At 54.4% G+C, this 15,419-nt stretch carries 17 protein-coding genes; 9 read left to right on the forward strand and 8 right to left on the reverse strand.

Annotated elements, in window-relative coordinates:
• Window positions 1-25: 25 nt before the first annotated feature.
• Window positions 26-478 carry an acetyl-CoA carboxylase biotin carboxyl carrier protein gene (accB, locus tag QUD59_RS11625; protein ID WP_286237176.1) on the reverse strand — a complete coding sequence of 151 codons (453 nt, stop codon included), beginning with the start codon at window positions 476-478 and terminating at the stop codon, window positions 26-28.
• 39 nt (window positions 479-517) lie between these two features.
• Entirely contained in the window at window positions 518-958 is a 441-nt protein-coding gene (gene aroQ / locus QUD59_RS11630; protein WP_286237177.1) for a type II 3-dehydroquinate dehydratase, read from the reverse strand.
• Between the two features lie 321 nt (window positions 959-1,279).
• On the opposite strand from aroQ, the gene QUD59_RS11635 reads away from it, so the two are divergent.
• Complete coding sequence (locus QUD59_RS11635; RefSeq protein WP_286241026.1) at window positions 1,280-2,047, forward strand: ParA family protein; 768 nt, start codon at window positions 1,280-1,282, stop codon at window positions 2,045-2,047.
• Window positions 2,048-2,325: 278 nt separating this feature from the next.
• Here QUD59_RS11635 and QUD59_RS11640 read toward each other — a convergent pair whose 3' ends face one another.
• The 3 genes from QUD59_RS11640 to QUD59_RS11650 all read right to left on the reverse strand — a co-directional run bounded on the left by QUD59_RS11640 (window position 2,326) and on the right by QUD59_RS11650 (window position 4,591).
• Window positions 2,326-2,811: a hypothetical protein gene (locus QUD59_RS11640; protein WP_286237178.1), complete on the reverse strand. Its 486-nt coding sequence runs from the start codon at window positions 2,809-2,811 to the stop codon at window positions 2,326-2,328.
• A gap of 139 nt (window positions 2,812-2,950) precedes the next feature.
• Complete coding sequence (gene ppa, locus QUD59_RS11645; protein ID WP_286237180.1) at window positions 2,951-3,484, reverse strand: inorganic diphosphatase; 534 nt, start codon at window positions 3,482-3,484, stop codon at window positions 2,951-2,953.
• Window positions 3,485-3,589: 105 nt separating this feature from the next.
• Window positions 3,590-4,591 (reverse strand): class 1 fructose-bisphosphatase, encoded by a 1,002-nt coding sequence (locus QUD59_RS11650; RefSeq protein ID WP_286237181.1) that lies wholly within the window; start codon window positions 4,589-4,591, stop codon window positions 3,590-3,592.
• Between the two features lie 190 nt (window positions 4,592-4,781).
• On the opposite strand from QUD59_RS11650, the gene mpl reads away from it, so the two are divergent.
• The 5 genes from mpl (at window position 4,782) to QUD59_RS11675 (ending at window position 9,217) form a co-directional block, all read left to right on the forward strand.
• A complete protein-coding gene (mpl, locus tag QUD59_RS11655) occupies window positions 4,782-6,170 on the forward strand; it encodes a UDP-N-acetylmuramate:L-alanyl-gamma-D-glutamyl-meso-diaminopimelate ligase (RefSeq protein ID WP_286237182.1) in 1,389 nt (462 codons plus the stop codon).
• Between the two features lie 4 nt (window positions 6,171-6,174).
• Complete coding sequence (locus QUD59_RS11660) at window positions 6,175-6,801, forward strand: flavin prenyltransferase UbiX (protein WP_286237183.1); 627 nt, start codon at window positions 6,175-6,177, stop codon at window positions 6,799-6,801.
• Between the two features lie 114 nt (window positions 6,802-6,915).
• Complete coding sequence (gene tsaB, locus QUD59_RS11665) at window positions 6,916-7,599, forward strand: tRNA (adenosine(37)-N6)-threonylcarbamoyltransferase complex dimerization subunit type 1 TsaB (protein WP_286237184.1); 684 nt, start codon at window positions 6,916-6,918, stop codon at window positions 7,597-7,599.
• On the forward strand, window positions 7,600-8,409 hold the full coding sequence (locus tag QUD59_RS11670) for an undecaprenyl-diphosphate phosphatase (RefSeq protein WP_286237185.1): 810 nt from the start codon (window positions 7,600-7,602) through the stop codon (window positions 8,407-8,409).
• A gap of 7 nt (window positions 8,410-8,416) precedes the next feature.
• Entirely contained in the window at window positions 8,417-9,217 is an 801-nt protein-coding gene (locus QUD59_RS11675) for a class I SAM-dependent methyltransferase (RefSeq protein WP_286237187.1), read from the forward strand.
• Window positions 9,218-9,247: 30 nt separating this feature from the next.
• Here the strand turns inward: QUD59_RS11675 and plsB are convergent, their stop codons facing one another.
• Both plsB and QUD59_RS11685 read right to left on the reverse strand, forming a co-directional pair.
• Window positions 9,248-11,560 carry a glycerol-3-phosphate 1-O-acyltransferase PlsB gene (plsB, locus tag QUD59_RS11680; RefSeq protein WP_286237188.1) on the reverse strand — a complete coding sequence of 771 codons (2,313 nt, stop codon included), beginning with the start codon at window positions 11,558-11,560 and terminating at the stop codon, window positions 9,248-9,250.
• A 14-nt stretch (window positions 11,561-11,574) separates the two neighbouring features.
• Window positions 11,575-11,787: a SlyX family protein gene (locus tag QUD59_RS11685; RefSeq protein WP_286237190.1), complete on the reverse strand. Its 213-nt coding sequence runs from the start codon at window positions 11,785-11,787 to the stop codon at window positions 11,575-11,577.
• A 200-nt stretch (window positions 11,788-11,987) separates the two neighbouring features.
• On the opposite strand from QUD59_RS11685, the gene QUD59_RS11690 reads away from it, so the two are divergent.
• Window positions 11,988-12,434 carry a cold-shock protein gene (locus QUD59_RS11690; RefSeq protein ID WP_286237191.1) on the forward strand — a complete coding sequence of 149 codons (447 nt, stop codon included), beginning with the start codon at window positions 11,988-11,990 and terminating at the stop codon, window positions 12,432-12,434.
• Between the two features lie 43 nt (window positions 12,435-12,477).
• Here QUD59_RS11690 and QUD59_RS11695 read toward each other — a convergent pair whose 3' ends face one another.
• A complete protein-coding gene (locus QUD59_RS11695) occupies window positions 12,478-13,116 on the reverse strand; it encodes a DsbA family protein (RefSeq protein ID WP_286237192.1) in 639 nt (212 codons plus the stop codon).
• A gap of 131 nt (window positions 13,117-13,247) precedes the next feature.
• Between QUD59_RS11695 and QUD59_RS11700 the strand changes: the two genes are divergently transcribed.
• Window positions 13,248-14,135, forward strand: coding sequence for a DMT family transporter (locus QUD59_RS11700; RefSeq protein WP_286237193.1), 888 nt, complete (start codon window positions 13,248-13,250; stop codon window positions 14,133-14,135).
• Between the two features lie 107 nt (window positions 14,136-14,242).
• The gene (locus tag QUD59_RS11705; RefSeq protein ID WP_286237194.1) at window positions 14,243-15,292 is read left to right on the forward strand and encodes an NAD(P)H-dependent flavin oxidoreductase; all 1,050 of its coding nucleotides are present in this window, start codon (window positions 14,243-14,245) and stop codon (window positions 15,290-15,292) included.
• The last annotated feature ends 127 nt before the right edge of the window (window positions 15,293-15,419 follow it).

Raw genomic sequence — 15,419 nt, forward strand, 5'->3', positions numbered from 1 at the left:
TTGCTTGACGTTAAAGGCCGGAAGCTTAAACGATAGTAACCAGTGGCTGGTCGAATTCGACCGGCTGGCCATCTTCAACCAGAATGGCTTCGACCACGCCGGACTTGTCGGCTTCGATCTGGTTCATCATTTTCATCGCTTCCACGATGCAGAGTACGTCACCCGCCTTAACGGTCTGGCCTACTTCAACGAATGCCGGAGAGCTGGGTGATGGTGAACTGTAGAAGGTGCCGACCATCGGTGACTTAACCACATGGCCGTTAGTCACAGGTGCAGCGTCAGCCGGAGCTTCAGCAACGGGTGCAGGTGCAGCGGCAGCCGGTGCAACAGCAGCAACCGGCGCAGCAACAGGTGCTGCTGCAACAACGCTGGAACCACGGCTGATGCGGACAGACTCTTCGCCTTCCTTAATCTCAATCTCGTTGATGTTGGATTCTTCCAGCAGTTCAATCAGCTTTTTGACTTTACGAATGTCCATTCTGATCTATGTCTCTCTAAACTATCAGTAACTAGGTTGTTATTCCGCAACCTTGCCCATGGCAGATTGCAGTGCAAATTCGTATCCCTGAGCGCCAAAACCACAAATAACGCCATCAGCCACATCGGACAGATAAGAATGATGACGGAACGCTTCGCGTGCATGTACATTGGACAGGTGAACTTCACAGAAGGGGATGTTCACGCCCAGCAGCGCGTCACGTATAGCTACACTTGTATGGGTAAAAGCGGCGGGATTTATAATTATGTACGCAACCCCTTCGTCCTGAGCCTGATGAATACGCTCAATCAGGACATACTCCCGGTTGCTCTGGCAATGCAGTAGTTCGTGTCCCTGTGACCGGGCCAGCAGGTCCAGTCTCTGGCAGATATCCTGTAACGTATCGTAGCCATAAACCTCGGGCTCACGTTTGCCCAGAAGGTTCAGGTTCGGACCGTTAAGAAGCAGGATTTTTGCCATTATTATTTCCTGAATTTGACTAGAACTAATGCATAAGCCGGCATAGTTTGCCGTAGTCTTATTAGGTTGTCTATAAGTTAGCAAGTTTTTGCTGTTTTGCCACACATTTGCCGAAAATACCTTCTATATCCCTTCCAAAAATGAATATCAGATTAATTTTTGCTGCTTCTGTGTATGAGTTAAATCTAATATTTAGGATTTTAGTTGGTGTTGGAGCTTTTTGGCGGCAAGATTGTTGACGTTGTTCTCCTAATTATGGATATTGCAATGCAATAGAATTGTCATTGTCAGGCTGTATTCAAGCGAAAGGCGGTAAGCATGATCAAGCGTGTGGTTTTTAACCAGAAAGGTGGTGTGGGTAAATCCAGTATTGCGGTTAACCTTGCGGCGATCAGCGCAGCCCGGGGACAGCGAACACTGGTGATCGATCTTGACCCGCAGTGTAACTCCAGTCACTACCTGCTGGGGGAGGATTATCAGGAGATAACGCCGGATATTCGTGACTTTTTTGAGCAGACGTTGACCTTTCAGCTCAAGCCTAATGGCCCGGAGCATTTCATCCATCAGACCGCTTATGACAATCTCAGCCTGTTACCGGCGAATGGCGAACTCGGTGACCTGCAGTCTAAGCTGGAGTCTAAACATAAGATTTATAAGTTGCGTGATGCGCTGGAGCATCTCAGCGATCAGTTTGATCAGGTCTACATTGACACGCCACCGGCCTTTAATTTCTTTACGCTTTCTGCGCTGGTGGCCGCGGATCGCTGCCTGATCCCGTTCGATTGCGATGAGTTTGCCCGTCAGGCGTTGTACAGCCTGTTGGCGAATGTCCATGAAACCCGCGAGGATCACAACGATAAGCTGGCAGTGGAGGGGATTGTGGTTAACCAGTATCAGCCGCGTGCCAGTCTGCCGCAACGGATTGTGGATGAATTGCTGGCGGATGATCTGCCGGTGCTGAGTACCAAGATTTCCGCTTCAGTGAAGATGCGTGAATCCCATGATGACACCTGTCCGCTGATTCATATGGCGCCGAAGCACAAGCTGACTCAGCAATTTGTGGAGCTGTATGAGGAGTTGTCTCACTGAGGCCGGATTGGAAGAAGGGCGTTACTGCTCTTCCAGCTCATCGGGCTTTCTCAGGCTCATAATCCAGAGGATCAGCAAAGGGATGCTGATTGCCAGGATAATCACTTCGGCCATGTAGCTTCCAGTTAGTTGACGAAATTCCGATTTTAATCAGATTGCACCCGGGAGCAATAGAAAATAATTCACCCAACAGCAATATTTCTGTCATGAGATTTGTGCACAAAAAAGCCGCGTAACAGGACGCGGCTTTTTTTGTTGTGCTGGCTGGTGAGGTGGTTTCAGCAGCCTTTGCTGTTCTGCGCCTGCTTGCTGCAGGCGACCTGAGTTTCCGGTGCAACCACGGCGCTGCCGATCATCAGTTTGCCCTGATGGTCGCCGACGTAGAGTTGTGTGGTGGTGCGCTTGCCTGCGTTGCTGATATACACGATGTTGAGCTGTCCGCTCGGCTCCAGATTCAGTTGGTACGTTTTTCCATCCTGCACGTAGGAAGGGCGGATGCCCGGAGCGATCGGTTCAATGTAGATTCGACGGATCTGACGGCCTTTGAAGCCTGACTTGATAAACTTCTGCAGGGAGCGACGGGATTCTTTGTCGACACCTTCCCAATTGATCAGATTAAACAGCCCCTGCGCATCGCGGCTGGCAAATGAATTCAGAAAGTTCTGTACCAGCAGTTTGTTCTGATCCGCGACGGCGGTGCTGGTTATCAGGAGTGCAAAAACAGCGACAATGGTTTTGCGAAAAATCATGGTTACCTCGGTCAATTGGGAGTTCCTGAGACAGCTTGACCTAGTATAGCGTTTTTTACTCAGACGGGAAGGGTGTAGCAGAGGTGTCTTCACTGGCCGGCTTCAGGGGTACAAAAAAACCCGCCGAAGCGGGTTTTTTTGGGCAGAGGCGTGATTAGTTAGCTTCTGCGTAAGCTTTGGCACCGGCAACGATAGCTGCTTTAGCTGCTTCAGCGTTGGCCCAGCCTTCAACTTTAACCCATTTGCCTTCTTCCAGACCTTTGTAGTTCTCGAAGAAGTGCTTGATGCGGTCCAGCTCAAGCTGTGGCAGGTCTGAGATGTCGTGAACATCTTTGTAGACTTTGGTCAGTTTGTCGTGAGGTACGGCAACCAGTTTCGCGTCTTCGCCTGCTTCATCGGTCATGTTCAGGACGCCAACCGGACGGCAGCGGATTACAGAGCCCGGCACTACCGGATAAGGGGTCAGTACCAGTACGTCCAGCGCGTCGCCGTCGTCAGCCAGAGTGTTGTTGATATAACCGTAGTTCGCTGGATAGAACATCGGTGCAGCCATGAAGCGGTCAACGAAAATCGCGTCTTCTTCCTTTTCGATCTCGTATTTAACCGGAGAGCTTTCTGCCGGAATTTCGATGATTACGTAAAGATCGTTTGGCAGGTCCTTACCTGCAGGTACTTTTGCGAAGCCCATGTTTGTCTTCCTGTCAGCAGTTTTAAAAAGGTTATACCTAAAGTCTGGGGATTATCCCCCAGACTAAACAGGTTATGAATACGACTTAAAGCTGAAAAAGCTCACTCAGCGGTTCAGTTCAGCAGCGCGACCATCGCCGGATTCAGCGTGGTAGGTGAGCAGTGTTTCTACTTCGTTTTTAGAGCCCAGTGCGACTGCGCAGCGCTGGTGAATCTGGCTCGGTTCCAGATCCATGATGTTCTGATAGCAGGTGCTGGACACGCCGCCGGCCTGTTCAATCAGCATGCTCATCGGATTGCCTTCGTACATCAGGCGCAGTTTGCCCGGTTTGTTCGGATCACGGCTGTCCCAGGGGTAGGTGAAGATACCGCCACGGGTCAGAACGCGGTGAACCTCGGCAACCATGGAGGCGATCCAGCGCATATTGAAGTTTTTATCACGGCTGCCTTCGGTGCCCTGCAGCAGATCGCCGATATACTGGCGCATCTCTTCTTCCCAGAAGCGATGGTTCGACATGTTGATGGCGAACTCTTTGGTATCAGCCGGGATCTGAACCTGTTCACGGGTGAGAATGAAGTCACCGGTGTGAGCCAGGGTGAAGAAGTTAACACCGTGGCCTGTGGTCAGGGCGAGGATAGATGACTGACCATAAAGTACGTAGCCCGCAGCGACCTGTTTGCGGCCGCTCTGCAGATACGCCTGCTCCTGACTCGGATCCATACCTTGCGGCAGTTCCAGAATGGAGAAAATTGTACCGACCGATACGTTAATGTCGATATTGGAGGAGCCATCCAGCGGATCGAAGATAACCAGATATTTGCCTTCCGGGTTGCCACCTACCGGGTCATCTTCCTCTTCAGAGGCCAGACCGGCTACCAGCGGGTTGTCGAGAAGGAATTTTTTCAGCAGGTCATTGGCGATAACGTCCATTTTTTTCTGGGTTTCGCCCTGCACATTGGTATTGTCGGTGGAGCCCAGCACGCCTGCTAACTCGCCCTCCCGGAGCTGGATGGCAACTTCTTTACAGGCAAGCATCAGCGTGCCTATCAAGTCGACGAGTTTGTCTTCGGTTTCCTGTTGTTTGAGGAACTGGCTCAGCAGAAGCATTCTGGTATTTTCTCTCTGATCGAGTGGTTAAAAAGGTGGTGCTAAATTTTACGTGAAACTTGGCTGAAATGCATGGTTTTCGGGGAATTTTTGCGTTTCTCGATTCGCTCCGGCAGGGGGGCGCTTTTAACAGCTCACGGCTGCATTAAAGCTGCTATTATAGGGCCCGGTTTTAGAGGGAGAAATTAGCGTGCATATTCATATACTTGGGATCTGTGGCACCTTCATGGGTTCGCTGGCAATCCTGGCGAAACAGTTGGGCCATCGGGTGACCGGATCCGATCAGCATGTCTATCCGCCAATGAGCACTCAGCTTGAGGCGCAGGGCATTGAGCTGATCGAGGGTTACGATCCGGCACAGTTTGAGCCGGAACCTGATCTGGTTGTGGTCGGCAATGCGATGTCCCGGGGTAATCCGGCGGTTGAATATGTACTGAACAAAGGCTTGCGCTACACCTCCGGCCCTCAATGGTTATCTGAGCATCTGCTGCAGGACAAATGGGTGCTGGCCGTGGCCGGTACCCATGGTAAAACCACCACCTCGACGATGCTGGCGTGGATTCTCGATCACGCGGGTATGCAGCCAGGGTTTCTGATTGGTGGCGTGCCTCTGGATTTTGGTGTTTCTGCCCGGGTGGGCGAATCTCCGTTTTTTGTGATCGAGGCGGATGAGTATGACACTGCCTTCTTCGATAAACGTTCTAAGTTTGTTCACTACCATCCGCGCACTCTGATCATGAACAACCTCGAGTATGATCATGCGGATATCTTTCCTGATCTGGCTGCCATTCAGCGTCAGTTCCACCATCTGGTGAGGATTGTGCCGGGGAATGGTCAGGTTATTCTGCCGGACAATGAGCCTGCTCTCGATGCCGTGCTGGAACAGGGGTGCTGGTGTGATATCAGCCGGATCAGTCTGGATGGTGCAGAAGTTGAGTGGCAGGCGCGTCTGCTGAGTGATGACGGCAGTCGTTTTGAGGTGCTGCATCAGGGGCAACCGCAGGGTGTTGTCAGTTGGAGTATGACCGGACGGCATAGTGTCAATAATGGTCTGGTCGCGATCGCTGCCGCACGTAATGTGGGCGTACAGCCGCATCACGCGGTAGAGGCCCTGAACGCCTTTGGCGGCGTTAAGCGGCGGATGGAGCTGCTGGGTGAAGTGGACGGTATCCGTATCTATGACGATTTTGCCCATCACCCGACTGCGATTGCTACCACCCTTGAAGGTATACGTGCTCAGGTGGGCGGTGAAAAAGTGGTTGCCGTGATTGAGCCGCGCTCAAATACCATGCGCCTGGGAACGCATCAGGGATTACTGACCGATTCTGTGAATGCAGCGGATCAGGTTTGCTGGTTTCAGCCACAGGGGATGAACTGGTCGCTGGATCAGGTGGTTGCACAGGGGCAGGTGCCTGCGGTGGTCTATTCTGAAACAGAGGCCCTGATTGAGGCGCTGCTGCCTGAGCTGGAGCCGGGTACCCATGTGGTTATCATGAGTAACGGCGGTTTTGAGGGTATCCATCAACGCTTACTGCAGCGATTGCGTGCCAGTCGGGACCTGCAACAGGCAGAGGGGTAGTTCTGTGGATAAAATTACTCTGGCATTGACCGGTGCTTCCGGTGCTCAGTACGGGCTGCGTTTACTGCAGTGTCTGGTGGCTGCGGATAAGCAGGTATTTGTACTGATCTCCCGCGCGGCGCAGGTGGTTATTAACACGGAAACGGATCTCAAATTACCCGGTACACCCGCCGAACAGGAGCGATATCTGCGTGATTATGTGGGGGCTCGTGAAGGGCAGATCCGGGTATTTGGTCGTGAACAGTGGATGGCACCGGTTGCTTCAGGTTCCGGTGCGCCAAGCCGGATGGTGGTTTGTCCCTGCAGTACGGGTTCCCTCTCTGCGATTGCTACCGGCGCCAGTAATAATCTGATCGAACGGGCCGCTGATGTGGCCCTCAAAGAGCGGCGGCAACTGATTCTTGTGCCTCGCGAAGCGCCTTATTCCGAGATCCATCTGGAGCACATGCTGAAACTCACCCGCATGGGTGTTGTCGTTATTCCTGCCAGTCCGGGGTTTTACAATCGCCCGCAGACTATTGAAGATCTGGTGGACTTTGTGGTGGCGCGCATTCTGAATCAACTGGGCATAGAGCAGGATCTGTTGCCAGCCTGGGGTGATGACCTGATCGGCAACCCGTCCTCTGATTAAGCAGAAAACGATTCCGGCCCTGGCCTGCGGGGTGAAAAGTCATCGCCCCGGGGGTAGAATGCCGCCAGAGATATCACCCAATGGGGTGATCAGCCCATATTAGCGAACGATTTCATGGCCAAAATACTAGCATTTGATACCTCCACCGACGCCTGCTCTGTTGCTGTCTCTCTGGATGGTGAAGTTCAGGAGGATTTTCGTGTAATCCCCCGCCAGCATACCCAGCAGTTACTGCCTATGGTTGAATCGATTCTGGCCAATGCCGGGCTGGCAGTGAATCAGCTTGATGCGATCGCATTTGGCCGCGGGCCGGGCTCCTTTGCTGGTATCCGTATTGCAACCGGTGCGGCGCAGGGGCTGGCGTATGCGGCCGACCTGCCATTGCTGCCGGTATCCACGCTGGAGGCGATGGCGCTGGCAGCAGTGGAACAAACCGGTGCAGAGCAGGTTGTTGCGGCACTGGATGCACGTATGGATGAGATCTACGTTGCCAGTTACCGCTGTAAAGACGGGCTGCTGGTGCCGGAGCTTGCGGAGATGGTTTGTGCACCCGGTGATCTCGAACTGAGCGGTCAGGGCTATCTGGCGGTAGGCAGCGGTTGGGTTTATCTGAATGATATGAGCGAAGCGGTGCGTTCCGTGGTGACGCCGGCTGAGGAAGCCTGTTATCCGGCGGCAGGGCAGATGCTCAAGCTGGCGTTGCGTGACTGGGAAAAGGGGCTGGCCGTTGCTGCAGACAAGGCACTGCCGGTGTATCTGCGTGATGAGGTGGCCTGGAAGAAGAAGGATCAACAGTAGATGGAGCTGTTTCAGGTAGTCATCCTTGCATTGCTGCAGGGGTTGACTGAATTCCTGCCAATCAGCAGCTCGGCTCACCTGATTCTGCCATCGCACCTGCTGGGCTGGCCGGATCAGGGGCTGGCGTTTGATGTAGGGGTTCATGTGGGGACCCTGCTGGCGGTGGTGATCTACTTCCGGCATGACCTGATCCGTTTGTTTATGGCCTGGAACCGAAGTCTGGCCGGTAGTCATTCAACTGACTCGCGGCTGGCCTGGCTGGTGGTGGTAGCGACGTTACCGGCGCTGGTTGCCGGTCTGGTGCTGAATGAACTGATCGATCAGCACCTGCGTTCCACGCTGGTGATCGCTGCGACGACGCTGATCTTTGGTGCTTTGCTGTGCTGGGCTGATCTGTTTCGTAAAGAACAGCGAGATCTGAGTAGCCTTAAGCTGAAAGATGCACTGATTATCGGCTGCTCTCAGGCCGTTGCTCTGATTCCGGGGACGTCGCGCAGCGGCATCACCATTACGGCTGCTCTGATGCTGGGGCTGGAACGTCAGGCTGCGGCACGATACTCCTTTTTGCTGTCCGTGCCGGTTATCCTGGGCGCGGGTCTTATTAAAGGTCTCGATCTTTATGCGCTCGGGGAGAAAGCGCCCTGGGCTATGGTTCTGCTGGGTACCCTGATTGCAGGGGTCAGCGCCTTCAGTTGTATCCATCTGTTTCTGAAGTGGCTTGACCGGATCGGCATGCAGCCCTTTGTCGTCTATCGTCTGGTGCTGGGGGTCTTCCTGCTGGGCCTGTGGTATACCCTGGGTGTGGTGTGAGGGGACAATGAGTACAGAGAATAAGGCTGATCAGGCGGCTGAACTGGTTGTTATTAATCGCGGAGGCTCCTTTGAGCGCGCGCAGAATCTGGCGCAGCGGCTCAATCTGCCGCTTGTGACCCGGATTGATGAGCAGTCGGAAACGCTGCGTCTTGAAGTCACGGCCGAAGATATCCGGCTGCAACCGGGTGGGCGCAAAGCGCCGGGGCCGACGCTGGTCGATTTTGTTTCCGGGGCGGTGGCCCACCGGCGTCAGTTTGGCGGCGGCACAGGGCAGATGATCGCCAAGGCGGTGGGTATTAAAGGAGGTATCAGGCCGGCCGTGCTGGATGCCACCGCAGGGCTGGGTAAAGATGCGTTTGTTCTGGCGACGCTGGGTTGTGAAATGACCCTGCTGGAACGCTCGCCGGTCATACATGCGCTGCTGGAAGATGGTCTCGAACGGGCTGCGCTGGTCATGGATGTCGCGCCGATTGTTGAGCAGATTACCCTGCATCATGCTGACAGTATTCAGTGGATGCAGGAGCAGGCATCAGCCGGTATCGAATATCCGGTGGTCTATCTGGATCCTATGTTCCCGCACAACGATAAAAGCGCGCTGGTAAAGAAAGAGATGCGCGCTTTTCGTCCGGTGGTAGGGGATGATCTGGATGCCGACCAACTGCTGGATGCTGCACTGGCGATTGCGCATAACCGGGTGGTGGTCAAGCGTCCGCGTAAGGCGCCCTTTTTGGCTGACCGGGCCCCGTCATTGCAGTTTCAGGGCAAATCCAGCCGCTATGATATCTATACGCTGAAAAAGCTATAGCCTGCCTCGCCCGACTATAGCTTCCTCTTTTTAATGCTTCAGCTTGCTGTCGATCAGACTGATCATATGCGGTCGCAGAATCTTGCCTGCCTGACGGAACAGTATCGCCGGATCAAAATTCAGCAGTAAACGCCCCTCCTGCTCGTTAATCAGCTCCATGGTCCGCAGTTGTCGGATAAAGGAATCCAGCACCCGCTGGTCTTTATATTCCGGTGTGCTGTAGCCGTACTCCAGATGGATCTGTTCGGCGATCTGCTGGCTGCTGTGGATAAGATCTTCGCGGCTGATCTGGGTATAGCGTTGCAGTACCCGGAGCACAATGTAGTAACGCAGCAGAATCGGCTCCACCGTCAGAATCAGGGTGTTGACCAGAGGGTTGTTGGTGGTTTTCCAGCCCTGCGGGCCGCGTGGCTCCAGCAGGTTCTGCTCCAGCAGTACCTGGCGCATTCGGCGTAACTCTATGGTCAGTTGATCGATGCTGTAGGGGAGAAAGAGTTCAGCTTCGAGAAACGGGTAAACCATACGGATGGTGCGATTGATCGCCTGTGTCGGTCCTTTTTCCAGCCGGTGAGCCAGCAGCAGGTAGAGACCGGGCAAAACCAGCAGGTGCTGAATGTTATTGCGGTAGAAGCTAAGCTCCTGCGCCTGATGATGATCCACCTCCACCAGATTCATGCTGATCTGTAACTGCGCCATCTGCTCAGTCGCTTTGATCCAGTCGGAGGCTTTACCCTGCGGCGTGAGCATGGGGCGGGTGCTTAGTGCCTGCAGAAGATTCAGCAGGCGGTTGCATTTATCACCCAGTTCGGCAACCGATTGCAACTGGCTGCCGGCCAGAATACAGCTTGCCAGCAGGCTGCTCTGAGTCAGGCCTGCGGCCTGATTGATCTCACACATCACCTGATGGCTGATCTGCCTGACCTCCGTGCGTAGCGGGCGCTCCGGATCGGTTGCCTGCTGCAATGGGATCGGCGTGCCAAAACTGAGCAGCGTGGCGCCAAACTTCTCTTTCAGGATGCCAAGGGTCGAGAACAGGTCGCTGACGGACTCGGTCTGCTTCTGTTCACCGGCCAGCTCTTGCTGATAGCTGCGGCTCTCCACCAGACGGTCGTAGCCGATCCAGACCGGGATCAGTGCTACCGGACGCGGGCTGCCCTGACGGAATGATTCAATACTCATTGAAAGCAGGCCGGTTTTTGCCGGCAACAGCCGACCGGTACGGCTGCGGCCACCTTCAATAAAATATTCCAGTGCATGGCCGCGGTGGCTCATCTGTTCCAGATAGGCTTTATAAAGACTGGCATACAGCGGGTCGCCCTGGAATTTGCGGCGCATAAAGATCGCGCCTCCGCGTTTCAGAATCGGGCCGATAAGCGGAATGTTCAGGTTTTCACCTGCGGCCACATGGGGGATCATCAGGCCGTTACGGTACAGTGCCCAGGAGAGCAGCAGATAGTCCATATGGCTGCGGTGACAGGGCAGATAGATCAGTTGATGGGTCTTGGCGATCTCCTGAATCGGCTCAACATTATGCACGCGCACTTCATGGTAAAGGCGCTTCCAGACCCAGTTGAAAATCGGATCGAGAATACGGGCAGTGATCGGACTGAAATTGGCGGCGATGCGGTCCAGAGTTTTAACGCAATGGCGCTCCACTTTATACCGGCTGCAATGCTGCTCCTGTGCCTGCTGATCGATCGCCTGCTGTACTTCCGGGTGCTTAAGAACCAGCGAGATCAGGGTGCGGCGGTGTGACAGGTCAGGGCCGATAATCGACTGGCGGATAATGCTGAAATGGGTACGTAGCACCCGCGCTGCTTTGCGTGCAACGGCCGCGGTGCTTTCCTCTTCTTCGACCAGTTGTTGCAGCTCCAGTGCCTGATCGACCCGCACCAGCGTCTGGCGGCCATTGACCAGTAGCTGCAGGGCACTGCCAAGCGGTCCGGCCCGGTGCCAGGTTTCGGCATACAGCAGATTGAGCCAGGATTTCTCCCTGTGGGGCAGGCGACCATGGAAGATCGATACCGGCACAATCAGGGTGTTGAGCTCCGGATTGCTGCGTTGAGCCTCGACCAGCTCCAGCAGGGTTTCCCGCAGAGGGGCCTGGCCGCTGGAGTGGGCAATCAGGATCTGTTCGGTATCGATCTGTCGTAGCTGCTGGCGCAGAAGATCCTGCAGCAGCAGCTTATGGCTGAGCCGGTTGTGCTCAAGTATGTAGTAAACCCGGGTCATGCTGCCCTGAGCGGGTAACAATTGCTGAGGGTTCACCATCTGTGGGCGGGTTACCAGTCGAATAAACAGGCGACCCAGCGAGTGCATTCCGCGCTCAAACAGTGAAAACATGACCTGAATCTACCTTAATAATGAGGCGGTGGAGGTTCGTCGCCCGGATTGCTGGCTGAGTACTCCATCGGCAGGCTGCGAAGCTGCTGATTGATCAGTTTGACCATCCGGGTGAGGCGCTCAATTTCCAGTTCCTGCCGGGAAACAATTGTGTTCAGTTGATCCAGCGTGTCCTCCTGAAAGGCGACCCGGGACTCAAGTTCAGCAATACGTTCCTGCTCGTTCATATCTGTTTCCGATCAATAACTGCTAGAAATAGCATAGTTTATCAGACCCGGATATTAAACGAACCCGGCTTATTCGCTGGACTGACAATATAAGCTGTTGAAAAAAATCATGAAATTCGATATACCTCTCAGGTTGGAGGGAGCAATCTCTATATTCCTCCGGAACAAGTGCTATTAAAGTGATAAATGACAATAAATAAATGAGGGTTAATCAGTTGATTCGTAGTCTGATTGTGAGTGCTATCGCCGCCGTTGTGGTTCCTGTTCTTTTGGGGCCGGTAGCTGGTGTAGAAGTTGAATTATCCAATATCGCTGCAGTTGCCGTGGTCTTTGTCGTGACCTTTGCGGCAGCGTTTATCGCTGCATCCGGCAGTGCCAACCCGGCTGAAGATTCGCTGGTCAATGGCGCCGCTGAAGAATATGTTGACGAGAATGATGATCGTGAGCAGGGCACCGTTAAATGGTTTAACGTGTCTAAAGGCTTCGGTTTTATCACTCGTGGCGAAGATGATGATGTGTTTGTTCACTTCCGTAACATTCGTGGACGCGGCCACCGCTCTCTGGCGGAAGGACAGAAGGTCCGCTTCTATGTTCGCGAAAGTGATAAGGGACTTCAGGCTGAAGATGTATCTGTCGTTCGCGACTGATTTCAGCACACAGCGGGGTTGAGTCTCAGCCCCGCCCATTGCTTTATCGATTCCGGCCTGCAGTGGCCACCCTCCGCAGAATATCCTCCGCTTTGGCATAGCCGTAACTCAACGCTTCGATTGAACGTTCTGTTTGCAGAAAAAGAGCAGGGAACCCCTGAGCTCCGAGTCTCTGTCCCTGGATGATCTGCTGTTGCAGTTGTTCCTCTGTTTCGGCGCTGTTTAATCTTTGCTCAAAGCGCTCAGGATCGATGCCCAGTTGTTCCGCCAGAGCGCACAGGACTGCCAGATCGGATGGGTTACGCGCCTCAGTGTAGTAAGCCTGCTGGATTGCCAGAATCATATCTCCGGCCGAGCCGGGTAGCAGTGAATCTGCCGTGATAACAGCCCGGCAGGCCGGGTAGGTGCTGCGGCGGGGCGTGTTATTTTTCCAGAAATCGAAGTTGAAGCGGGTGCCGGTGCGTTGCTCAATCTGCTGCCAGACTGAGATCAGTTTTGCCTGCATGGCTTCTGCCATCGGCTCCTCAGAATCCGGCGCCAGACCTCCCATCAGGTAGAGCCACGGGGTCTCAGGATAGCGTTGCTGAAGGGCGGTAATGCTCGGGCGGAAGGCCCAGCACCAACTGCACATCGGGTCCATAACGTAGATAAAACGGCTTATTTCTGCTGGGCTGCTGGTCATAATTCCTGTTCGCCTGGATCGGGCTTTCCGCGATTGTTGATTAAGTGATAGGGTGCAGGCCGAAAAGTTCCCTGCGGTCTGTCGGAGAATACCATGCCAGCCGGGATTCAGGATGAAGAAGAGAGAAGGTAATGATTAAAAATCAAAGAGATGCTGTGCTGTTTGGCTTGGCTGCGGTACTGCTCTGGTCAACCGTAGCGACCGCATTCAAACTGGCGCTGGCGGAGCTGCGCCCGGTGCAGTTAGTGTTTTATGCATCCCTTTTCAGTTGGTTGTTTCTGGGTCTGTTTCTGCTGGTGACAGGCCGCATGGCTGAGGTTTTACCGTGCCTTAAGCGAAACCCTCAGATCTACCTGAAGCTGGGGCTGATTAATCCGTTTCTGTATTATCTTATTCTGTTTCAGGCCTATGATCTGCTGCCGGCACAGCAGGCGCAGGCACTGAATTATACCTGGGCGATCATGCTCAGTTTGCTGGCGGTTCCGTTTCTCGGTCAGCGTTTACGCCGGCAGGATATCATTGCACTGATACTGGCCTACTTTGGTGTGCTGGTGATCTGTACCCGGGGTGACCTCACGCAGCTCGAATTTGACAGCCCGTTGGGGGTTGCGCTGGCAATCGCCAGTACCCTGCTCTGGGCGCTTTACTGGATCTTTAATACCCGGAATCAGGACCCGCCCGTCGTCGGGTTGTTTATCTGTTTCTCGATTAGCCTGCCGTTGATTGCACTGACATTGAGCTGGCAGCAGGCCTGGCTGATTCCCTCGCTTCAGGCGCTGGGGCTGGCGCTGTACGTGGGTCTGTTTGAGATGGGGATCACGTTTGTACTCTGGTTGATGGCGATGAAAAAAGCGGAGAATACCGCAGCGGTGAGTAATCTGATCTTTATCTCGCCATTTCTCTCGCTGATCTTTATTCAGCAGTTCCTTGGTGAAGAGATCCATCAGGCGACACTGCTGGGGCTGGTGCTTATTATCCTGGGGTTGCTGGTGCAGCGGCTGAAAAAACGCCCGGCATGAAGCATCGTTCACTGAAAGTGAATAAACCGTTCTTCAGAATACGTTAGATCAGGGGTCGCTCTGCGAGTAAGCTGTGCGGGTACAGAAACCGAGTCAGGAGAGTGATCATGGATTTAGCGCAGTTGGGGATGGATATTCCGATAATACAGGCCCCTATGGCGGGTGCTCAGGACTGGAGACTGGCGCAGCAGGTTTCTGACAGCGGGGCACTGGGATCGATCCCTTGTGGCATGCTCAGTGTTGCAGGCGTAGTTGAGCAGATTGAGCAGTTTATCCGCCACTCCGACCGGCCCTATAACCTGAACTTCTTCTGTCACAAGATGCCCCGCATCAGCGAGGCTGTGCTGAAGGGCTGGCAGGACCGGCTGGCGCCTTATTATGCCGAGTCGGGTTTGCAGCCAACTGCGGAGCTGGTGGGGCTGCGTCAGCCTTTTTCTGCGGAGGTGGCTGATGCTATTGAACCGTTTGCACCACCGGTTATCAGCTTTCATTTTGGGCTGCCGCCAGCGGAGTTGCTGGCTCGGGTCAAAGCCTGGGGCGGGATTGTGCTCTCCTCTGCGACCACTCTGGAAGAGGGGTTGTGGCTTCAGGAGCATGGCGCGGATCTGGTGATTGCGCAAGGTGTGGAAGCGGGTGGGCATCGCGGAATGTTCCTCAGTGCTGACCTCTCTTCGCAACTGCCGACGGTGACACTGCTGGAGCAGTTGCGGGCTGAGCTGGATATCCCGCTGATCGCTGCCGGTGGGATCGCCAGTGGCTGCGATATCCGCCGGATGCTGAATGCCGGGGCGTCTGCTGTGCAACTGGGCACCAGCTATCTGCTTTGCGAGGAGAGCACAATCAGTGCGCTGCAGCGTGAAGCTTTGCAGGATCAGGAGGCCGATACCGCCCTGACCAACCTCTTTTCCGGTCGCCCGGCCCGGGGTATTCGCAATCGCCTGATGCAGGATCTGGGTGATATTCATCCGGACGCGCCTGCCTTTCCTTACGCTACGCCGGCACTCGTGCCTCTGCGGCAGCATGCCGAAGTGCAGGGACGCACTGATTTTACGCCGCTCTGGTCAGGGACTGATCGCAGTGGTTGCCGTGCGCTGCCCGCCGCCGAGCTGACCCGTCAGCTCTGGCAGGAAGCAGAGGCTGGTGTGCCACCGGAGTGATCCGGTTTCATCCCTGCTGAAACTGATCTATAGTCGCTGTTAGATAAATATTAACAGTCGAGGAGGGGCCCGACAGGCCGGGTTCCTCTCGAATGACCCATTGTGTTGGATCGGTCCAAGGAGCAGG

The sequence above is a fragment of the Neptuniibacter halophilus genome (assembly GCF_030295765.1).
Classification (GTDB): domain Bacteria; phylum Pseudomonadota; class Gammaproteobacteria; order Pseudomonadales; family Balneatricaceae; genus Neptuniibacter; species Neptuniibacter halophilus.